The sequence below is a fragment of the Saccharopolyspora gloriosae genome (assembly GCF_022828475.1).
Lineage (GTDB): Bacteria > Actinomycetota > Actinomycetes > Mycobacteriales > Pseudonocardiaceae > Saccharopolyspora_C > Saccharopolyspora_C gloriosae_A.
The window spans coordinates 5,276,871-5,298,022 of sequence record NZ_CP059557.1; the positions used below are offsets into that span (position 1 = coordinate 5,276,871).

Annotated in this window: 17 protein-coding genes; 12 read left to right on the top strand and 5 right to left on the bottom strand. The window is 68.9% G+C overall.

Annotated elements, in window-relative coordinates; genetic code table 11:
• Window positions 1–457: 457 nt before the first annotated feature.
• From H2Q94_RS23015 to H2Q94_RS23025, 3 genes are all read right to left on the bottom strand, one after another.
• Window positions 458–4,153, bottom strand: coding sequence for an FkbM family methyltransferase (locus H2Q94_RS23015; protein WP_243789260.1), 3,696 nt, complete (start codon window positions 4,151–4,153; stop codon window positions 458–460).
• Window positions 4,154–4,220: 67 nt separating this feature from the next.
• The gene (gene glnA, locus H2Q94_RS23020) at window positions 4,221–5,564 is read right to left on the bottom strand and encodes a type I glutamate--ammonia ligase (protein WP_243789261.1); all 1,344 of its coding nucleotides are present in this window, start codon (window positions 5,562–5,564) and stop codon (window positions 4,221–4,223) included.
• A gap of 94 nt (window positions 5,565–5,658) precedes the next feature.
• Window positions 5,659–7,236, bottom strand: a complete 1,578-nt coding sequence (locus H2Q94_RS23025) for an alpha/beta hydrolase (protein ID WP_243789262.1) — start codon at window positions 7,234–7,236, stop codon at window positions 5,659–5,661.
• A gap of 83 nt (window positions 7,237–7,319) precedes the next feature.
• Here H2Q94_RS23025 and H2Q94_RS23030 point away from each other — a divergent pair, with 83 nt between their 5' ends.
• The 11 genes from H2Q94_RS23030 (at window position 7,320) to H2Q94_RS23080 (ending at window position 17,804) form a co-directional block, all read left to right on the top strand.
• Complete coding sequence (locus tag H2Q94_RS23030) at window positions 7,320–9,065, top strand: NAD+ synthase (RefSeq protein WP_243789263.1); 1,746 nt, start codon at window positions 7,320–7,322, stop codon at window positions 9,063–9,065.
• A 50-nt stretch (window positions 9,066–9,115) separates the two neighbouring features.
• Window positions 9,116–10,207, top strand: coding sequence for a Scr1 family TA system antitoxin-like transcriptional regulator (locus H2Q94_RS23035; protein WP_243789264.1), 1,092 nt, complete (start codon window positions 9,116–9,118; stop codon window positions 10,205–10,207).
• The gene (locus H2Q94_RS23040) at window positions 10,204–10,389 is read left to right on the top strand and encodes a DUF397 domain-containing protein (protein WP_243789265.1); all 186 of its coding nucleotides are present in this window, start codon (window positions 10,204–10,206) and stop codon (window positions 10,387–10,389) included. The genes H2Q94_RS23035 and H2Q94_RS23040 overlap by 4 nt, the downstream gene beginning before the upstream one ends.
• On the top strand, window positions 10,386–10,589 hold the full coding sequence (locus H2Q94_RS23045) for a DUF397 domain-containing protein (protein ID WP_243789266.1): 204 nt from the start codon (window positions 10,386–10,388) through the stop codon (window positions 10,587–10,589). Before H2Q94_RS23040 ends, H2Q94_RS23045 begins: the two co-directional genes overlap by 4 nt.
• A gap of 163 nt (window positions 10,590–10,752) precedes the next feature.
• Complete coding sequence (locus H2Q94_RS23050) at window positions 10,753–11,577, top strand: transporter substrate-binding domain-containing protein (protein ID WP_243789267.1); 825 nt, start codon at window positions 10,753–10,755, stop codon at window positions 11,575–11,577.
• Between the two features lie 321 nt (window positions 11,578–11,898).
• Window positions 11,899–13,422: a sensor histidine kinase gene (locus H2Q94_RS23055; RefSeq protein ID WP_243789268.1), complete on the top strand. Its 1,524-nt coding sequence runs from the start codon at window positions 11,899–11,901 to the stop codon at window positions 13,420–13,422.
• The gene (locus H2Q94_RS23060; RefSeq protein WP_397545375.1) at window positions 13,422–13,835 is read left to right on the top strand and encodes a roadblock/LC7 domain-containing protein; all 414 of its coding nucleotides are present in this window, start codon (window positions 13,422–13,424) and stop codon (window positions 13,833–13,835) included. The genes H2Q94_RS23055 and H2Q94_RS23060 overlap by 1 nt, the downstream gene beginning before the upstream one ends.
• Window positions 13,832–14,197 carry a DUF742 domain-containing protein gene (locus H2Q94_RS23065; RefSeq protein WP_243789269.1) on the top strand — a complete coding sequence of 122 codons (366 nt, stop codon included), beginning with the start codon at window positions 13,832–13,834 and terminating at the stop codon, window positions 14,195–14,197. The genes H2Q94_RS23060 and H2Q94_RS23065 overlap by 4 nt, the downstream gene beginning before the upstream one ends.
• Window positions 14,178–14,786: a GTP-binding protein gene (locus H2Q94_RS23070; protein WP_243789270.1), complete on the top strand. Its 609-nt coding sequence runs from the start codon at window positions 14,178–14,180 to the stop codon at window positions 14,784–14,786. Before H2Q94_RS23065 ends, H2Q94_RS23070 begins: the two co-directional genes overlap by 20 nt.
• A complete protein-coding gene (locus H2Q94_RS23075) occupies window positions 14,783–16,051 on the top strand; it encodes a cytochrome P450 family protein (protein WP_243789271.1) in 1,269 nt (422 codons plus the stop codon). The genes H2Q94_RS23070 and H2Q94_RS23075 overlap by 4 nt, the downstream gene beginning before the upstream one ends.
• A gap of 565 nt (window positions 16,052–16,616) precedes the next feature.
• The gene (locus H2Q94_RS23080) at window positions 16,617–17,804 is read left to right on the top strand and encodes a cytochrome P450 (RefSeq protein ID WP_243795876.1); all 1,188 of its coding nucleotides are present in this window, start codon (window positions 16,617–16,619) and stop codon (window positions 17,802–17,804) included.
• 299 nt (window positions 17,805–18,103) lie between these two features.
• On the opposite strand, the gene H2Q94_RS23085 is transcribed toward H2Q94_RS23080, so the two are convergent.
• Window positions 18,104–19,318 carry a cytochrome P450 gene (locus H2Q94_RS23085; protein WP_243789272.1) on the bottom strand — a complete coding sequence of 405 codons (1,215 nt, stop codon included), beginning with the start codon at window positions 19,316–19,318 and terminating at the stop codon, window positions 18,104–18,106.
• Between the two features lie 386 nt (window positions 19,319–19,704).
• Here H2Q94_RS23085 and panB point away from each other — a divergent pair, with 386 nt between their 5' ends.
• Complete coding sequence (panB, locus tag H2Q94_RS23090) at window positions 19,705–20,571, top strand: 3-methyl-2-oxobutanoate hydroxymethyltransferase (protein ID WP_243789273.1); 867 nt, start codon at window positions 19,705–19,707, stop codon at window positions 20,569–20,571.
• A 167-nt stretch (window positions 20,572–20,738) separates the two neighbouring features.
• On the opposite strand, the gene H2Q94_RS23095 is transcribed toward panB, so the two are convergent.
• Complete coding sequence (locus H2Q94_RS23095; RefSeq protein WP_243789274.1) at window positions 20,739–21,143, bottom strand: DUF4326 domain-containing protein; 405 nt, start codon at window positions 21,141–21,143, stop codon at window positions 20,739–20,741.
• Window positions 21,144–21,152 lie beyond the last annotated feature (9 nt).

The following is a 21,152-nucleotide window of genomic DNA, read 5'->3' on the forward strand; positions in this document are numbered from 1 at the left end:
AACACACCCACACCATCACCCACAACCCCACACTCAGGGCCGCGAACTCCGGGGAGTCGTTTTCGTCTTTCGTTCTTGCGATGTTCCAAACTCTAGCAGGCCCGATTTTCGGCCGTTTCAGGGGGTCAACCTCGCGGTCACCCGCACCCCGGTCGGCCAGATCGTCGACCTGTCTGGAGTTGTTTTCCGCTGAGCCGTGACCCGCTTCCCGTGGAAGCGCCTCTCGAATCTTAGCGGCTGTCGTACGTTACCCGGTCCGCTTCGCGGTGTCAAACCCGCGCGTCCCGTCCGGTGCGCGCTACTGGGAAGTCCCAGGCGCCGCCACCTTCACCGTCCCCGCCAGGCTCTTGCGTCCTGTTCCGTCCGGCTTGCCGTGCGACTTGGAGAAAGTTACGCACACTCTCCGTGAATGTCAAATCGCCTGGTCAGACTCTTGACATTCGGCTTCGGTCGCGGGTCAGGACTTGCCCTTCGGCCGCAGCCAGAGCTTGACCGTGGTCGTGGAGCCCGCGGCGTCGATCGCTTCCAGCAGTTCCGACGCCGATACCGCGGTCGTGCGGCCGACGGGAACCAGTTCATAACCCCAGGTGCCGAACTCGCGGAGGGCCGTGGCCGGGTCGTCTCCGAGTTCCGTGATGCCGGAAGGGGTGAACGAGCACACGATCGACGGACGGTCCCGGCGGAGCAGGCGGACTAGACCGCCGAGCACTCGGTGCACTCGTGCGCCGACGTCCACGTGCACCACCGACAACGTCATGTCGTGCAGCGTCGAGGTGTTCTCCAGTTCCTTGTCGAGACGCACCCCGGGCACCAACGTCTCGGGATCCGCGGAGTCCGCGTCGTCCGTCGGGCGGACCGAGACGCCGCCGGCCAGCGAGGGCTCGGCGATCAGGTCGGCGGGGGCGTCCCAGGCCGCGGCCGAGATGGTGACCAGGCGGTGGTCCCACGCCGAGGGGACGTTCACCTCGGCGTTGCGGTGGAGCAGGGCGCGGCCGTCCGCGCTGGGTTCGACGGCGATCACGGCACCGCTGTTGCCGAGCCTGCTCAGCACTCGCACGGTCTGGTAGCCGACGTAGGCGCCGACATCGAGGAACACGCCGTCCGGTTCGAGCAGCGAGTCGATCAGGCCGGAGACTTCCGCGTCCCAGGTGGCGTGCGAGGACAGCCACGGCAGCATCATGGCGTCGTCGGCCGGCAACCGGAGCAGGCCAGCGTCGCAGAGCACCGGGGTGCTGGTTCCGTCGGCGGTGCCGGTGTTGCGTTCGTGCTCGCGCAGCAGGATGCGCTGCAGGACGTCGGTGCGGTGCAGGGCGTAAGCGGCGTCGCTCGTCGCGGAGCGCAGGGTGGTTTCGAGTTCCTGGTTGCGGGACTGTTCGCGCTCGTTCTCCAGCGCGTCGATCCGGTCCAGGGTTCGTTCCACGGCGCCGGTGAGGCTGTCGAGCCGTTGCGCCAGCAGGTCGTTTTGGTCGGAATCGCCGCCGGTCGAGCCGCCGCCTGCCTCCAGCGCGCGGAGGCGCCGGTGTTGGTCGGCGAGGTCGGCGCGGGCGCGCACCATTCCGTCGTCGGTGCTGGTGAGGCGTTCGTCGAGCTGGTCGTGACGTTGGTCGATGCGGCCGATTTCGGTGCGCAGGAGGTCAAGCTCCTCCCCTCCCCCGTCCGCGTCGTACTGGCGGCGCAGCAATTCCGCCGCGGTCTGCTCCACGCCGTCGACCATGGAACGCAGCACGTCGCGGATGTGCTCGTCGTAGTGGCTGAGCACTCGGAGCACCGCCTTGCGCAGCGCGGGTGCCACCGAGTTGCGGCCGCCCGCGCCGACGTCCGGGGAGCGGTGCAGCGCGTGCCGCGCGACGAGCAGCGGGTGCAGCGGGTCGTCGAGGTCGCCGTGGCGGTCCTTGGCCCACTTGGTGCGCCAGTTCCGGTAGGCGTGCTCGACGTGCTCGCGCAGCCGCTCGGCGGCGTGGTTGACGCTGTGCTGGGCGAGCAGGTGATCACGGGCTCGGCGGCCGGCTGCGGCGGTGTCGTCGGGGTCGTCGGCGGCGTTGCGCAGGGCCTCGGCTGCGGCGTCGATGTCCGGTTCGCCTTGGCCTTGGCAGGGCACCAGGGTGGCTCCGGCGGAGCCGAGCAGTTCGGTGACGGCACCGTGGTCGGCGGCGAGCACGGGGACTCCGTGCCCGGCGACTTCGAGCAACCGCAACGCGTACCGGTCACCGCCCGCGGGGCGGTGCAGCGAGGCCACGCAGTCCGCCGCGGCCAGCAGTCCCTCGGTGCCGATCTCTTCCTCGACGAGGTGCACTCGCGGGTCGGCGGCGGTGGCGAGCCGCAGTCGTTCGGCGGCCTCCGGGTGGTCGGCGGCACCGGTGACGGCGACGAGCAGGTGCGCGTCCTCGCGTTCGGGGAACGCGGCGAAGAAGGCGGTGACCAGGCCGAGGATGTTGTCGCGGCGTTCGTCGGAGTGGTCGGCGAACGCGCCGATGACGAACTCCTCGGACAACCCGAAGCGGGCGCGGGCGGCCTTGCGCGTCGGCAGGTCCACCGGCCCCGGGTCGAGCAGCGGGAGGGCGACGACTCGCGTGGTGGGGCCGCCCGCGCGGCGAGCGGCCTGCCGGGCGGCTTCGGAGAGCACCCACGCCTCCACCGCTCCGTCCGCGTCGGTCGTGTCGGGCTGCACGTCGATCAGGTGGCGTCCCGTGGGCACCGTCAAGCCGGGTTCGCAGCGCAGGACCACTGGGTAGTAGGGCGTGTCGGCCGAGGGCAACCCGGAGGCGCGCACGGCGGCGCGGACCAGTTCGGCGGTGCGGCCGGTACCCAAAATGGCGACGCCGAGCTGGTCGACGAGGGTCGAGCCGTCGCCGCCACCGAGGTTGCGCACGGCCGCGGCGGGCACCCGGCCGCCTGCGACACCGACGCCCGCGCACCATTCGCGGAACGCGTCGGCGTCCGCGCCGAACGGGTCGGGGTAGTTCTTGCGCAGCACCTGGTCGTCGGCCCACACCGCGGCGGTCCAACGGGAACCGCCGGTGGCGCGTTGCCGCTCGTCGACGGGTTCGCACGCCCAGTCGAGGAAGTCGCCGGTGCCCGCGCCGGAGGCGAACGGGCTCGCCGGAGCTTCGCCGCGCTGCCAGGCGGCGAGGTAGTCGCGCCGCAGCTGTTCGGGCAGTGGCGTTTCGTCCGGGAGCGTGTCGTAGGGGTGCGGATGTTCCCGCGTGTAGCCGGCTTCGACGAGCTTGTTCCGGTAGGCCGCGCAAAGCCCGGCCAGCACCGGGTGCTCGGACAGCAGCACCCGCGGCCGATCGGCGTAGTGCGTGGACAGCAGCCACGGCCGCTGCGGTTGGAACCCGTCGAAGTGGATGCTGCGCAGCTGTGAACCGTCCACCGCGTGCCCGCCGTCGCCGGTGGGGATGAGTTCGCGTTGCGCCGCGTTCCACACCGACAGCCCCACGCCCGGATCGCGCAGCACGTGGTGGTCGATCAGTGCCGGTGCGCCGTCGAGCAGCATGCCGACGCTGGGGTCGGCTCGGACCTGGTCGGCCCACGCGGTGAGGAAGTCCTCCGCTCCGGGGCGCACGCCGAGCACGCTCGGATCGAACGGCCCGGATTCGACGAGGTCGGTGGCGCTCGGGCGGAACCCGTCGGCGTAGAGGGTGCGCAGCACTCGGGGCACCAGCGCGACCGGCCGATCAGGGGACAGTTCGCGCAGCAGGTCGTCGAATTCGCTGAACACCTGCACCGACGGTTCGAGGTAGAGCACGGTCGCGCCGGTGGCGAGCAGGTGCTGGAGCAGCCGGGGCCGCAGCACCGCGCGCAGCTGATCCGCGGTGCAGGCGACCGCGAGCCGGGCGAACTCGTCGGCGTCGACGCCGATCCGCTCCGGGGTGAGCTCGTCCCCGCCGGGAGCGGCGCCGCCGATCGGCAGCATGACGAACCGGGCGCCGGGGTGGCTGTGCAGGAACGATTCGCGCAGCACCCGGGCGGCGGGCAGCTGGCCCGGTCCGGTGACGGTGCAGCCGATCAGCGTGGCCTGGTCGGCGTCGAACCCCGCGTCGGGTTGTTCGGCCGGCCATTCCGGTTCGTCCGCCCGGTGCTCCAACAGGTCGGAGGGGGCTTCGGTGTCGGGACCACCGGAGGGCTCGGGATGCGCCTGCGAATCAGTCACGGGGCGAACCTATCGCCCCACCCTCCGGGTGCCCACGACCTGACCCCACGAGATCGGTTGAGCCCGGTCACAACATCGGCATCAGGCTCTGCAGCTCGTACGGCGTGACGCGGCTGCGGTAGGAATCCCACTCGTTGCGCTTGTTGCGGAGGAAGAAGTCGAAGACGTGCTCGCCGAGGGTTTCGGCGACCAGCTCGGAGTTCTCCATCTCGCTGAGCGCGTCGTTGAGGTTCTGCGGCAGGCTCGCGTATCCGGCGGCTTTGCGTTCGCCTTCGGTCAACGACCACACGTCGTCCTCGGTGGCGGGCGGCAGTTCGTAGCCCTTCTCCACGCCGCGCAATCCAGCAGCGAGGATCACCGCGTACGCCAGGTACGGGTTGCAGGCCGAGTCGGGGCTGCGGACCTCGACGCGCCGCGAGGACGACTTGCCCGGCGAGTACATCGGCACCCGCACCAGCGCGGAGCGGTTGGCGTGTCCCCAGCAGACCGCGGTGGGCGCTTCGCCGCCGACGATGAGCCGCTTATAGGAGTTCACCCACTGGTTGGTGACGGCGCTGATCTCGCGCGCGTGGGTGAGGATTCCGGCGACGAACGCCCGCCCGGTGTCGGAGAGCTCGTAGGGGTTCTCCGGGTGGTAGAAGGCGTTCTGGTCGCCTTCGAACAGGCTGAAGTGGGTGTGCATGCCGGAGCCGGGCTGCTGGGTGAACGGCTTGGGCATGAAGGAGGCGTGCACGCCCTGCATGAGCGCGACTTCCTTGACCGTGTAGCGGAAGGTCATCACGTTGTCGGCCATGGTGAGGGCGTCGGCGTAGCGCAGGTCGATCTCCTGCTGGCCGGGGGCGCCTTCGTGGTGGCTGAATTCGACGGAGATGCCCATCGCTTCGAGCGTTTCGATGGCGTTGCGCCGGAAGTGCGGGGCGGCGTCGTGGCTGGCCTGGTCGAAGTAGCCGCCGGAGTCGGCGGGTTTCGGTTCGGTCCCGTTGGTGGGCAGGTTCTTCAGCAGGAAGAACTCGATCTCGGGGTGCACGTAGCAGGTGAAGCCCGCTTCGGTGGCCTTGGACAGCGTGCGGCGCAGCACGTGGCGCGGGTCGGCCCAGCACGGGGAGCCGTCGGGCATCGCGATGTCGCAGAACATGCGCGCCGAGTAGTGCTCGCCGTCGGCCGTCTCCCAGGGCAGCACTTGGAACGTGGTCGGGTCGGGCTTGGCGACCATGTCCGACTCGTAGATGCGTGAGAATCCTTCGATGGCGGAGCCGTCGAACCCGATGCCCTCGCTGAAGGCCCCTTCCAGTTCGGCGGGCGAGATCGCCACGGACTTGAGGATGCCGAGGACGTCGGTGAACCACAGCCGCACGAAGCGGATGTCACGTTCCTCCAGGGTGCGGAGCACGAACTCCTGCTGGCGGTTCATGCCCGCAGCCTAATTCCTGCGGTTCCCGAAGCGCCCGACCGTGCGTGTTGAGTCCTGGTTACCTTCGTGCGCCGCCGCCGGGCGGGGTGGTCGGTCAGTCGCACCGGGTGCCTTCCGCGGGCAGTTCGAGCTCGGTCAGGTAGTCGATCCCGGCGTCGTCCACACAGGAGTTGCCCTGGAGGAACGCGGTGTGCTGGTTGCCTTCGAAGGTGAGCAGCCTGCCGCGCAGCGCCTCCGCCAGGTGGACGCCCGCGTCGTAGGGCGTGGCCGGGTCGCCGGTGGTGGAGACCACCAGGGTGGGCGGCAGGCCGGGCACCTGGGGCCGGCCGGGCTGGCCGGTGACGGGAACGGGCCAGAACGAGCACATGTCCAGCGCGCTGTTGGCGGGCAGTCCGTCGTCGAGGAACGGGGCCGCTTCGCGGTAGCGGCGGTCGGCTTCGCGCAACACGTTGCGGTCGGTGACGCGGGGGTCGTCGACGCAGCGCACGGCGTTGAACGCGTCGGTGATGTTGCTGTAGGAGCCGTTGGTCTCGCGGCCGTAATAGGAGTCGGCGAGGGTCAGCAGCACGGTGCCGCGGCCTTGGGCGAGTTCGTTGAGACCGGTGTTGAACGCGGGCCACATGCTCTGCGCGTAGAGCGCTTGGATGGCCGCGGTGGTGGCGTCGGTGTAGGAGAGCTGCCGGTCGCCCGCCTGCGCGGGGTTCTGCAGCAGCGGGCGGGTGAGGTCCTGGAACGCCGAGACCGCTCGGGACGGGTCGGTGCCGAGGGCGCAGTGGTTCTGCCCGGCGCACCACTGGGCGAAGGACTCGAAGGCGCGCTGGAAGCCTGCGCCCTGCATGACCTGCTGCTCGATGGCGTCCTGATCTGGATCGATGGCGCCGTCCAAGATCATCGCCCGCACGTTCTGGGGGAACCGCGCGGCGTATTCGGAGCCGATGCGGGTGCCGTAGGAGTAACCGAGATAGGTCAGCTTCGGGTCGCCGAGCGCGGAGCGCAGCACGTCCATGTCCTGCACGACGTCGCGGGTTCCGACGTGGGCGAGCACGTCCTGCCCGGTGCGCTGCACGCATTTTCCGGTGTAGTCGCGCACTTCCTGTTCGGTCTCCGCGGTGCCTTCGGGTGAGGTGTCGGCGTCGGAGTCGAGCCGGTCGGCGTCCCATTCGCGGTCGGTGAGGCAGCGGACCTCGGGTTCGCTGGCGCCGATGCCGCGCGGGTCGAAGCCGATCTGGTCGAAGCGCTCACCGAGTTCGGTGGATTCCAGGGTGGGGCCGAGACCGGCTGCGGCGCTCATGCCGGAGGCGCCGGGTCCGCCGGGGTTCATCAGCAGTGAGCCGATGCGGCCGTCCGGGTCGGTCGCGGGTTTGCGCAGCACGCCGACGCTGATCTGGCGGCCTTGCGGCTGCTCGTAGTCCAGCGGCACCCGCAGCTGCGCGCATTCCAATGCCCGGTCCTGGAAGACGCCCTGGTCGGCGCTGCTGGTGGCGTAGTCGGCGCACGGTCCCCAGGAGAGCTCCTGGCCGTAGTACTCCTCCAACCCCGCCGGGACCGCGCCTGCCGGGCCGCTGCGTTCGGTGCGCGGTTGCAGCAGCGGTCCGCTGGATGGCGAGGTGGCGCAGGCGGCGGCGCCGCTGAGCAGCAACAGCGCGCATCCAGCGGTCAGCAAGCGACTCATTCGGGGGATGGTGTCACGCGTTCAGCGTCGGCTTCGTCACGGGCGGTGGGACTTCGTCAGGTGGGTGCGCGAAGATGACGTTCATGCCGCAGCTGCGTCTCGCTCTAGCCCAGGTCAACGCGATCGTCGGGGACATCGCCGGGAACAAGGCGATGGTCCTGGATTGGACGCGCAAAGCGGTGCAGGAGGGCGCCCACGTGGTGGCCTTCCCCGAGTCGGTGCTCGCCGGGTATCCGGTGGAGGACTTGGCGCTGCGCAAGTCGTTCGCCGCGGCGAACCGCGCCGCGATCGACGCGTTGGCGGTGAACCTGCGGGAGGCGGGCTGCGGGGACGTGCTGGTCGTCGTCGGCCACCTGGATCGCGATGACGAGGGGCTGCGCAACTCCGCTTCGCTGCTGTTCGGCGGTGAGGTCGTCGCGACCTACGACAAGTACCACCTGCCGAACTACGGCGTTTTCGACGAGGCCCGGTACTTCGCGCCGGGCTTCGACCTGCCGATCGTGAAGCTGCACGGCTTGGACATCGGCGTGGTGATCTGCGAGGACATCTGGCAGAACGGCGGCCCGGTGGCCGCGCTGGGCCAGGTCGGCGTGGACCTCGTGGTGTGCGTGAACTCCTCGCCCTACGAGCGCTCCAAGGACGACGTGCGGGTTCCGCTGGTCGCGCGACGGGCAGCCGAGGCGGGTGCGCCGATCGCGTACGTGAACATGGTCGGGGCGCAGGACGACTTGGTCTTCGACGGCGACTCGATGGTGCTGGCCGCCGACGGCGAGGTGCTGGCGCGGGCTCCGCAGTTCACCGAGCACCTGCTGGTGGTGGACCTGGACACCCCCGCGGGCGGGCACACGTCGACGACGGTGCCGGAGCAGCCGGGCCGGATCCGGATGCCCGCGTTCGACGTGACCCGCACGGTGCTGCAGCCCGAGCCGCTGCCCGCCTACGAGCCGTTGCCCGCTCCGCCGAACGCGGAGCCGCTGTCGGAGCTCGCCGAGGTGTGGGCGGCGCTGGTGACGGGCTTGCGGGATTACGTGCACAAGAGCGGTTTCCGGTCGGTGACGTTCGGGTTCTCCGGTGGCATCGACTCGGCGGTGTGCGCGGCGCTGGCCGCGGACGCGGTGGGGCCGGACGCCCTGTACGGGGTGTCGATGCCGTCGCACTACTCCTCGGAGCACTCGCGCTCGGATGCGGCGGAGCTGGCCCGCCGGTTGGGCTGCCACTTCGAGGAGCGGCCGGTGGCGGACATGGTCGCCGCGTTCGTGGGGCCGCTCGGGTTGACGGGGCTGGCGGAGGAGAACGTGCAGGCCCGGTGCCGGGGCATCACGTTGATGGCGATGTCGAACCAGCACGGTCATCTGGTGCTGGCGCCGGGGAACAAGACGGAGCTCGCGGTCGGCTATTCCACGATCTACGGCGATGCGGTCGGCGGGTTCGCGCCGATCAAGGACGTGCCGAAGACGCTGGTGTGGGAGTTGGCGAAGTGGCGCAACGCGGAGGCGGAGAAGCTCGGCGAGGTGCCGCCGATCCCGGAGAACTCGATCACGAAGGTGCCTTCGGCGGAGCTGCGGCCGGATCAGACGGATCAGGATTCGCTGCCGCCGTACGAGGTGCTGGACGCGGTGCTGGACGGGTACGTCGCGGGTGATCGGGACTATTCGGATCTGGTCGCGGACGGGTTCGACGCGGAGCTGGTGGAGCGGGTGATCCGGATGGTGGACGGCGCGGAGTACAAGCGCCGCCAGTACCCGCCGGGCACGAAGATCACGCTGAAGGCCTTCGGCCGCGACCGGCGCCTCCCGATCACGAACCGCTGGCGCGAAAGCCGCCCCTGAGCACGCTGCGGCTCGGGCGGCCGTGGACCGGCACCCCGCCGACCTTCTGCATGATCAGCACTTGGAGCGGGGCGGTCACGCCGAACCCGACCGCGCCCAGCACCATCGCGGCCCACGGCACGTGCACGGCCGTCGAGCTCGGCCACCGCGACGTCCTCCACGTTGACGGCGGCGAACTGCCCGGTTCCGCGGCACGCCGCGACGGCTATCGGGCGGCCATGCGCGTGCTCGGCCTGGCCGGGCATGTGAAGGTCCTCCCCGGCGACTACGCCGACTCCGGGGCGCGCGCCGGACGCGCGCTGCTGGAGCGCGGCCACCGCCCGACGGCGGTCGTGGTGGACAACGACCAGTGCGCCAACGGGTTGTTGCAGCCCCTCATCCGAGCCTGGATCCGCGCCCCGGACGACCTCTCGGTCGTCGGCTACGACAACAGCACCACGGCCCGGCCGTCCTACATGGACCTGACCACGGTTCGGCAGGACGCCGCCGAGATGGCCGAGCTCGCCAAGATCGCACGGCAGCGCCAGCCCCGACGCATGTATTCCGACGCGATGCCCGGCGCCTTCCGCAGGCTCAGCGACCACGAGCAGGACGCGACGGAGATCCTCTACTTCGACGGAGAGCTGATCCCAGGGCTACTGCAAACCGAGGACTACGCGCGTGCCGTTGTCGATTTCGGCAGGCCTGCAGCGTTCAGAGACAACGAGGACGACGTCGAAGCGCGCGTCAAGTTCCGCATGGAGCGCAAAGACCTTCTTCTCCAGGACAACGCGCCGCGCATTTGGTTCGTGATCGGGGAGGCCGCGATCAGACGACCCGTGGGCGGGACCGATGTGCTGCGAACGCAGCTCATCCACTTGGCCGAAGTCATTGACCAGCAATCACATGTGGTGATGCAAGTTGCGCCACTAGCAGCAACCGGCCACCCGCTACTCGGCTGCAACCTCGAAGTCATCCGGTTCGGAGGGGTTGCCGCTGACATCGCTCACCAGCCAACCTTCATCGGCGGAGGCGTATACCTCGTTGATCAGCCAGACGTAGAGATGTGCTCGCACGCTTTCGACAAGCTGCGCGCCGTCGCACTCGGCCCTGACGAGTCCCGCGCCCTCATCACCAAGCATGCGGAGGACCTTGGAACATGAGCAGAGCCGACGAGCAGGGCTGGTTCAAGAGCAGCTACAGCGGCCCGAACAACAACAGCTGCGTCGAAGCGCGGATCACCGGCCACGGCATCGACATCCGGGACTCCAAAGATCCCGATGGCGGGCTACTGAGCTTCAACTTCTCGTTATGGCGGGGCTTCCTGGATCGGATAGGCCGGTGACCCGCGAAGCGAGGGACACTTGCCTCCCTTCCCGAACCTGGTTCAAGAGCAGCTACAGCGGCCCGAACAACAACAGTTGCGTTGAAGCGCGGATGACCGGGGTCGGGGTTGATATTCGAGACTCCAAAGATCCAGAAGGGGCGCTGCTGAGTTTCGATTCGGGCGCCTGGCGGGACTTCCTGCTGCGCTTGAACCACTGAGTCGCAGCACACCCGGGTAGTCCGCATCCGGCCGCATCCGGTTGCTGAAAGTGGAGCAGTGCGCACCTGAGCCGCTGGACCGATCTTGATGGACGAATGGGCCAGCGTCTCGGCTAGTCTGCCCGGGCGCCCGCACTGATGCGGGATCGCCGGAAGGACGAACATGGGGTGGGCAAGAAAATCCGCCGTGCTCGCGGCGGCCGTGGCGATCGGGTTCTGCGGTACCGGCTGCGCCGATTCGGGCGCGCCGCCGGAATCCGGCCGGGACGCCGCCGGAGCGACTGCTCAGTCCAGAGTGGACGAAGTCGTGGAGCGCGGTGAACTCCGGGTGTGCAGCACCGGGGACTACCGCCCGTTCACCTATCGCGATGCGGACGGTGCCTGGAGCGGCATCGACATCGACATGGCTCGCGATCTCGCCGGGGAGCTCGGCGTGCGCGCCACGATCGTGGCGACGACCTGGGAGTCACTGAGCGCGGATTTCCCGCAGCGGTGCGATATCGCGGCGGGCGGCGTGTCGGTGACGCTGAAGCGCGCGAAGGAGGCGTTCTTCAGCGAGCCGTACGTCGTCGACGGCAAGACTCCGATCACCCGATGCGAGAACGCCGCGCGATTCCAGACGCTGGAGCAGATCGATCGTCCCGGCGTGCGCGCGGTGGTGAACCCCGGTGGCACCAACGAAAAGTTCGCACGCGAGAAGTTGCACCGCGCGGATATTGTTCCGCATCCCGACAACAACACGATTTTCGAGGAGATCCGCAACGGCCGCGTCGATCTCATGATCACTGACGGCGCGGAGACCAAATGGCAGGCGCGGCAACACCCCGAACTCTGCGCCGTGCACCCTGATCAGCCGTTCACCTTCCAGGAGAAGGCTTATCTGCTGCCGCGCGGCGACGTGGTGTTCCAGCAGTTCGTGAACGAGTGGCTGCACCTGCGCCAGCACGATGGAACTTACGAACGGATAACAGAACCATGGATCGGCTGACCCCCGAACGTGGAACCGGGCTCACCCGAAAGTCACATATCCTGATACTCGCCGGAATGACGCCCACGCAGCCCACCGCGTCATACCCATATCCGGGACACGCACTCCACCAGCCGAGATCACCTACCGGTGTTTTCGGCCCCCGGAGAGTGAGTAGCATCGCCAGCCCAGGGGAGATCAGCGGGATCTCACCGAGCAAGCCGAATCGAGGGTGGCCGGGTGTCGGCCCGGCCGGACACCTCCCGCGCGACTCCCCCACCGCACCGCCGAGCGCCCGCGGTGCGCAGGCCAGTGCCACCGACCGCGACGAGGACCTGATTGATGTCAGCACCCACCCACACACAATCCGCGGCCAAACGCCGCCATCTCGCCCGCTCCCTGCTGGTACTGCTGATCTCCGGGGTCGTGACCGCGGCGCTGAGCACCTGGGCCGCCCTGGCGAGCCCCGACTCGGCGACCGCGCTGGTCGCGTGGAGCACCGGCATCGCCGCAGGCCTGATCAGCATCGCTCTCGCGTTAGCCAGCTGGGGCCTGCAGAACGCCTCCTTCTACCGCACCCGCGCCGAGAAGGCCGATGGTGCAGCGGCGAAGCTGGCCGACGAGACCCTGCCCGCACTGGTCACCCGGCTGCGCGCCGGGTCCTCCGTGGACACCGCCCTGGCCGAGATCGACCACCCGCGCAACCCGACGCACCAGCGCATCCTGCGCGCGCTCGGGCAGGAGATCGGCCAGGGTGAACGCGCCCGCTCCGCCGCCATGCTCGCCTGCGCCAACGCCGCCGGACGCATGCAGGCGCTGTCGACGAACATGCTCGCCAGCCTCCGCGAAATGGAAGAGCGGCACGACGAATCCGTGCTGGGCGACCTGCTCGAACTCGACCACACCACCGCGCAGGCCGGCCGCCTCGCGGACAGCATCGCGGTGCTCACCGGCGCCCGGTCCGGCCGTCGCTGGACCAAGCCGATCAAGATGGAGAGCATCCTGCGCGGCTCCGTCGGCCGCATCGCCGCCTACAAGCGCGTCCGGCTGCACTCCACCAGCACCGTCGCCATCGTCGGCTACGCCGCCGAAGGCGTCATGCACGCGCTGGCCGAACTGATGGACAACGCCACCAGCTTCTCCCCGCCGTCCGAACTCGCGCACGTCTACGTGGAAGAAGTCCACTCCGGCGTCATCGTCACCATCGAAGACGGCGGCCTGGTGATGAGCGAGGCCGCGATGAAGCGCGCCGTGCACGCCGTCGGCACCGAACCGCTGGACCTCACCACGCTCAACGGCACCCGGCTCGGCCTGGCCGTCGTGGGCTGCCTCGCCCGAAAGCACGGGCTGACGGTGTCGTTCCGGCCCTCCTCGCGCGGCGGCACCGGGGTCATCGTGATGATCCCGCGCAAGCTGATCACCCAGCCGCGCAAGCAGGAGGAGTTCACCCTCCCGACCCGCACCGTGAGCGGCACCGCGCAGCCCGCGCAACTCAGCTCCGTGGCGACGCCCGCGGGCACCGCCACCGCGACCGGCACGTTGACCCGGCAGGACCTCGACGAGCAGCCCGCGGCTCAGGTCCAGAACTCGGAGGCGACCTTGCAGAACCTTCCGAAGCGCCGCCGCGGCGAGACGCTGGCCGCCGCCTCCCCGTCGCTGGTCTCCGGATCCGACGACGAGAACACCCCACCACCCGCCCCGCCCGGCCCCGACCGAACGCGGGCGCCCGCTTCGGCGCGTTCCGGCAGGCGAGCCGGCCCAGCGAGAGCTCGCAGTCCGGGTCAGACGACGCGCGCTGACAAATCTGCCGACGAGAAAGAATGGAGGCAGGGGCCACCCGGCCATACCGGAACCCCGACACCCTGATGACCAACGACCACAATCTCGACTGGTTGCTGGAAAACCTGCTGGGACGCACTCCTGGCGCCAAGCACGCCGTCGTGCTCTCCAAGGACGGGCTGAAGGTCTGCCACTCCCCCGGGCTGACCATCGACCAGGCCGACCAGCTCGCCGCGATCGCCTCCGGCATCCAGAGCCTCTCCTACGGCGCCTCCGTCGAATTCGGCGACGGCAGCGGCGGTGTCCGGCAATCGATGACCGAGTTCCACGGCGGCCTGCTGTTCATCGTCGAAGCCGGTGAAGGCGCGCACCTGGCCGTGCTCGCCGACGAGGACGCCGACGTCGGCGTCATCGGGCACAACATGAACGAGCTCGTCGAGCAGATCGGCGAATACCTCAGCGCTCCGCCCCGCCAAGCCCAGCCGAGCGGGTTGTCATGATCTGGCGGCCCCTCGACAACGAAGATCCGGACCGGCTCTACACCGTCACCGGGGGACGCAGCAGGGCGAACGAAGAGTCCCTCGACCTCGTCACGCTCATCGTCAGCGAGTGCGACCCGGCTCCGGGCATGCAGTCCGAACACATCCGGATCCTGCAGCTGTGCAGGCAACCGATGGCGGTCGTGGAGATCTCCTCGCACCTGGGCATGCCAGTCGGCGTGGTGAAGATCCTGCTCTGCGACCTGCTCGACACGAACCGGATCACCGCACGCCACCCCACCTCCTCGCCGGCAGGCAAGAAGGCACAACTGCCCGACCCCGACATCTTGAAGCAGGTTCTCGTTGGACTCCACAACCTCTGACCCCACGAGCGCACCGCTGCGCAGCACCGCCAGTGACGGGCTCAAGATCGTCGTCGTGGGCGGTTTCGGGGTGGGTAAGACCACCATGGTCCGGTCGGTCAGCGAGATCCGTCCGCTGAGCACCGAAGAGACCATGACCCAGGCGAGCCTCGGCGTCGACGACGCCAGCGCCGTCCGGGAGAAGACCACGACCACGGTCGCGTTCGACTTCGGCCGCATCAGCCTGGACGCCGAGCGGGTGCTGTACCTGTTCGGCGCCCCCGGGCAGCAGCGGTTCTGGTTCCTGTGGGACCGGTTGTTCTCCGGAACGCTGGGTGCGGTCGTGCTCGTCGACACCCGGCGGCTGGAGGACTCCTGGTACGCCATCGATCGGCTCGAACACCACGGGATGCCGTTCATCGTCGCGCGCAACAACTTCGACGACCACGGCCACGGGCTCGACGACGTGCGCAACGCGCTGTCGCTGCCCGAGGACATCCCGCTGATCGACTGCGACGCACGGGATCGGGCGTCCAGCAAGAACGTGCTGATCACCTTGGTGAACCACCTGTACACGCTGGCCACGGCCCCGCAGGGGGCCAGATCGTGAGCTCGCCGGGTCCCACCGCCGAAGCCTGGCCGCAGAGCGACCAGGAGGCCCGACGTGATCGGGCCGACGCGATCGAACTGTTCGGCCCCCGGTTCCACCAGAACCCGGCCGAGCTGTACCGGGAGATTCGGGCGCAGTTCGGCCCGGTCGCCCCGATCGTGCTCGAAGGCGGGGTACCGGCTTGGTTCGTCGGTGACTACCGCGAGATCAGCCAGGTCTGCGGCAACTCCGACCTGTTCGCCCGCGACTCCAGGCGATGGAACGCGTGGGATCAGGTGCCGGAGGACTGGTCGCTGCGCGCCTTCGTGCAGCACCAGCCGACGATGGGGTTCGCGGAAGGCGACGAGTACCGGCACCGGGTCCGGACCTTCGGAACCGCCCTCAGCGGCGTCGATCAGTTCGAGTTGCAGAGGTACTGCGAGACCACCGCCGACCGGTTGATCGACGCGTTCGCGACGACCGGTACGGCGGACCTGATCTCGCAGTTCGCCTACCAACTCCCGCTTTACGCGCTGGCGTGGGGGTTCGGGATGTCGCGCGACGACGCCCTGTACCTGCTCCAGGACATGGTCGAGTCGGTGCGGGACGGCGACAGCACCGCCGCGCACGAACGGGTGGCACGACGGATCCGGCGGCTCGTCCGGCAGAAGCGCGAACTGCCCGGAGCCGACCTGATCAGCCGGTGGAGGGAAGGCGATCCGGACCTGGCCGAGGACTCCCTCGTCCAAGACCTGGTCACGGTGCTCACCGCCGGGCAGCAGACGGTGTCGCACTGGATCGGCAACGCGATCCGCCTGATGCTCACCGACGAGGGCTTCGCCGTCACTCTCACCGGCGGCAGGCGCTCCATCCGGCACGCGCTGCACGAAGTGCTCTGGGAGGACACCCCCACCCAGAACTACATCGGCCGGTTCGCCACGCGGGACACCCAGCTCGGCGACCGGCTCATCCAGGCGGGCGACATGCTGGTGCTGGGACTCGCGGCGGGCAACACCGACCCGCGGATCCGGCCGGAGACCTACGCGGCCAACGTCGGCAACAACGCGTTCCTGTCCTTCGGGACCGGCGACCGCGGCTGCCCGGATCCGGCGCCGCTGCTCGCCGAAACCATGGCGAGCACCGCGATCCAAGTGCTGATGGACCGGCTGCCCGACGTCAGGTTGCGGGTACCGCCGCACGACCTGCAGTGGGTGCCCTCGGTTTGGATGCGCGGGCTGATGGAACTACCGGTCGAATTCAGCCCCAGCTACGTCATCGGCGATTAGGAGCCCTATCAGAGTGAGCTGCGCAGTGCGTCGGGTAGCGGGTTCTCAGCGGCTTTCTCGCTGCGGAATCCCATTCTCAAGTAGCTCCGTGCTCAGAATGGGCTGTCCGCGCGAGGAAGCCACTGAGAACCCGCCGGTGGTCGTCTTGCCCAAGCCGGTCACTGCTCAGCGGGGCAACCGCTGACAAGACACCGACCGCAAGATCATCCTGAAGAGACTTCAGAGACAAGCGACGACAGGTTCGCCCTTCGTCAACCAGGTGGGCCGGTCACCCGGCCGCTCACCTGGCGCTCTGGCGAGCCACGGATGCCGTCATCCGTCGTCGGCAACGAGACCGCACCGCTGACCGAGCGGCCGGGCGTGCCGACGTCACCTGGCGACATCCGGTGATCCGACCTCATCGGGGCACGGCCGACACCGCGTCCCGATGTGCATCGGTCGCCAGGTCGTTACTCCCTGTCCGAACGGAAACCCGGGAGCTTCATTCCCTATGACCAATCCAGATATCTGGCCGACCACCGATCCCACGCCGCAAGGCTGCCCGGTGGGCAAAGAGCCCATCGCCATGCACGGCCCGCGGTTCCAGCAGAACCCGGCTCAGCTGTACCGGCAGATGCGCAACGAGTACGGGCCGGTCGCACCCGTGCGGCTCGAAGGCGACGTGCCGGCGTGGCTCGTGCTCGGCTACCGGGAAATCCACCAGGTGGAGAGCAACCCGGAGCTGTTCGCGCGCGACACCCGGCGCTGGAACGCGTGGGACCGCGTACCGGAGAACTGGTCCCTGATGGCGTTCGTCGGCTACCAGCCCTCGCTGATGTTCACCGAAGGAGCCGAACACCAGCGGCGCACCGGCGCCATCGGCGAATCCCTCGACGAAGTCGACCAGTTCGAACTGCGCAGCATCTGCGAACAGATCGCCGACGAACTGATCGACGCGTTCGCGGGCAGCGGCGAAGCCGACCTGATGGCGCAGTTCGCGCACCCGATGCCGCTGCGCGTGATGGCCCGGCTGTTCGGGCTCGGCGACGACGAAGCCGCGCAGCTCGGGCAGGACCTCACCGACACCGTCGCCAGCGACGACGGAGTCGGCGCCTACCAGCGCATCCAGGAGCGGATGCAGCGGCTGGTGGAGCGCAAGAAGGAGAACCCCGGCGCGGACCTGCCCTCGCGGCTGCTGGTGCACCCGGCGGGCATGACCGAGGAAGAGATCCTGCAGGACCTGCTGGTCGTGCTCACCGCGGCGCAGCAGCCGGTGGCGTACTGGATCGGCAACGCGATCCGCCTGATGCTCACCGACGAGCGCTTCGCCGTCACCCTCGCCGGCGGGCGGCGTTCCATCGGCCAAGCCCTCAACGAAGTGCTCTGGGAGGACACCCCCACCCAGAACTTCATCGGCCGATTCGCCTCCCGTGAAACGGAACTCGGCGGGCAGCGCATCCACACCGGCGACATGCTGGTGCTCGGATTCGCCGCCGCCAACACCGACCCGCAGGTGCGGCCCGACGCGTACTCCGACTCCATCGGCAACAACGCGCACATGTCCTTCGGACACGGCGAGCACGGCTGCCCGCACCCCGGGCCGGAGATCGGTGCGGTGATCTCCCGCATCGCCATCGAGGTGCTGCTCGACCGGCTGCCGGACGTGGGGCTCGCCGCCAACCCGGATGCGCTGGTGTGGCTGCCGTCGGTGTGGATGCGCGGACTCGCCGCGCTACCTGTGGAGTTCAGTCCTAGCTATACGGTCGGGTCCTGATCCGGTCGGTTTTTTGAGGTGGTCGGGTAGCGGAACCTCAGTGGCTTCCTCGCTGCGGGATCTTTTTCCCAAGTGGCTCCGCCACGAGGGAAAAAGCCGTCCTCGCGAGGAAGCCACTGAGAACCCGCCGGTGGTCGTTTTTTCGACGTGGCCTATGTGCTTCGCACATCCAGGCACGGCTTCGCCGCAAGGCACGGCCTTCGGCCGCGAGGCAAGCGGGGCTTCGCCCGCCCTTGGTGGACTTCGCCGCCGGAAGGCACGAGTCGCCGTTGGCGGGACGACGACACGTGCTCGGCGGGTCAGTTGGGGGTGAAGTGCACCGGGACTGATTCGGGGCCTCTGGTGAAGACCCCCTGTTCGACCGGGTCGAAGCCCGGGGCGAGTTTCGCGTCGGGCATCGCGTCGAGCAGGTCGTTGATGCCGACTTCGATCTCGGACTTCGCCAGCAGGGCGCCGACGCAGAAGTGCCTGCCCAGTGCGAACGAGAGGTGATCGGCGGCGGCCGTGAACGCCGTGCGGGCGGGCAGGTCCTCCCGGAACACGTCGAACCTGTCCGGGTTCGCGTAGTGCCCCTCGTCCCGGTTCGCCGCCCCGATCAGACAGGTCACCGTGCTGCCCTTCGGCACCACACCACCGCTGAGCTCGACGTCCTCCGCGGGCTGACGCATGATCATGTGCACCGGCGGGGAGAAGCGCAGCGCCTCGGCGAAGGCCTGCGGGATCAGATCGCGGTCGGCTCGCACCGCTTCGAGCTGATCCGGGTTCTGCAGCAAGTTCAGGAACAGGGCCGCGATGGCCTTGTCGGTCGTCTCACCGCCCGCGGCGAGCAGCAGGCTGCAGAACGCCTTGATGTCCTCATCGCTCATCTTGGTGCCATCGATCTCCGCCGTGCACAGCGTGGAGAGCAGATCGTCGCCCAAGTTCTCCCGGCGGTCCTGGATCACCGGAATCATGTACTCGGCGAACTCGGCGCGGGTCCGCATCCCCGCCTCGATGACGTCCGGGTCCTGGCTCAAATTGCCGAGGAAGGCGATGATCGCCGTGTACCAGCCCTGGAACCGGTCGCGATCCTCCTCGCGCAGGCCGAGCATGTCGGCGATCACGTTGATCGGGAACTTGGTCGCGTAATCGGCGACGAGATCGACGCGCCCGGTGCCCCGGAACCGGTCGATCAGCGCGCTGGAATTGCGCTTGATCACCGGCAGGAACTTCTCGTGCAGCTCGCTGCCGCGGAACGCGGGAGCGACCAACGCGCGCCGCACCGCGTGCTCCCGGCCGTCCAACTGCAGGATGGTGCGGCCGTGCACCGGTTCGAGCTGCCAATCGTAATTCTGAGTGGTGAAAACCGGTTCGCGGAACGCGCGCTTCACGTCCGCGTAGCGGGACACGATGTAGCTCTGGGTCGCCTCGTGCCAAAGCAGCGGGAAATCATCTCGCAGCACTTGATAAAACGGGTTCGGATCGATGGCGAATTCCGGAGACAAGATGTCTGGAGCTTCTTTGGCCGCGGTCATGCTGCTCCCTCTTTGGTACGTTGCAACCCGATCAGGCTAGGCAGCACGTCCGAACCAGGTCCAGTAGATGATCTTGACTTGACCCGGAGGGCGCAACGCACTGGGCCAAAGGTGCGCATCCACGCCGCTACCTGCTGCGTTCGGTTGCCACCACCTGGCGCCGCCGTTGCATCGCTGGTGCATCTGGTGCAACTCCGATCTCGCGCCCGGGAGCGCCGCTACTCCCCGACGCACTCCGCTCACGCGGTCGGCGAGCTCATCCCGCTGTGACTTGCGTCGTCGGACGCTCCGAGGTGACGTCGACCCGTGCGACCCTGGCGATTGCAAGACGTCGCATAACGCCCAGGGACCTGCAACGCAGGCCTTGAGGAAAGGGACGGTCAACGATGACTGCTGCACACGCTTCGCAGCCTGCCCACGGCGAGACCGCCGCCCCGTACGGGACCACACCCGCCCGGCGCCGCGTCCGCATCCACCACCTGCAACAGCTCAAGGAGCGCGGCGAGAACTGGCCGATGCTCACCTCTTACGACATGTACACCGCGCGGATCTTCGACCAGGCCGGGATTCCCGTGCTGCTGGTCGGTGACTCGGCGGCCAACAACGTCTACGGCTACGAGTCCTCGCTACCGGTGACCGTGGACGAACTGCTGCCGCTGGTCCGCGCCGTCACCGGCGCCGCCGAGCACTCCCTGGTCGTCGCCGACCTGCCGTTCGGCTCCTACCAGGGCTCCCCGGAGCAGGCGCTGGCCACCGCGACCCGGTTCATGAAGGAAGGCCGCGCGCACGCCGTCAAACTCGAAGGCGGCCGGCGCTACGCCGCGCAGGTCGAAGCGCTCGTGTCCGCCGGGATTCCTGTGATGGGGCACCTCGGGTTCACGCCGCAGAGCGAGCACGGGCTCGGCGGCTACCGGGTGCAAGGTCGCGGCGACCAAGCTGCGGAACTGCTCGCCGACGCGCAGGCGCTGCAAGAAGCGGGTGCGTTCGCGGTCGTGCTGGAAATGGTTCCCGCCGAAGCCGCCAAGCACGTCACCGCCGAACTCCGGATCCCCACCGTCGGCATCGGGGCCGGGCCGGACACCGACGCGCAAGTGCTCGTGTGGACGGACATGGCGGGCATGAACACCGGACGCACCGCCCGTTTCGTGAAGCGCTACGCCGACGTCGGCGGCATCCTCGCCGACGCCGCCGACCGCTTCGCCCAGGAGGTCCGCGGCGGCGACTTCCCCGCCGCCGAACACTCCTTCAACTGACGGACCGGAGTGAACGGACCGTTCGCCCAATCCCGTTGGACCAACGGTCCGTTCACCCCCTCCCGCATCAGCACAACCACCCCAGCTCGCCGACTCCGGACCGGAGTGAACGGACCGTTCGCCCAATCCCGTTGGACCAACGGTCCGTTCACCCGCTCCCGCAGGGCTCAACCGGCGCGGTGGGCGAGGACGTCCGCGTGGCAAGGCTTCGGGGCGCACCAGCAGCCCAAGGCGCGGCCGCCGAGTTCGCCCTCCCGCAGCCTGCGGACGAGATCCGGCTGCTCGTCGAGCCACTGGTCGTAGTGGCGGACCATCGCCTCCCGATCCGACTTCGCCTCCTTCACGAACGGACTCGCGAAATCGGAGGCCGCCCAGGAGTGCCGAGGACCGGAGTGGCCGACGTAAGTCAGCAGCTCCTGCCGCTCCAGCCACGGCACCAAGTGCCGGTGCGGACCTTGCTTGCGCACGTTGACCACGATGGCGTGACCGTCGAGCAGCTGGCTGGCGCGTTCCCGCTCGTCATCCGTCCAGCCCGCCGCCTCCGACGGCAACTGGGTCTGCTGCTGCGACATGCGGCTCCC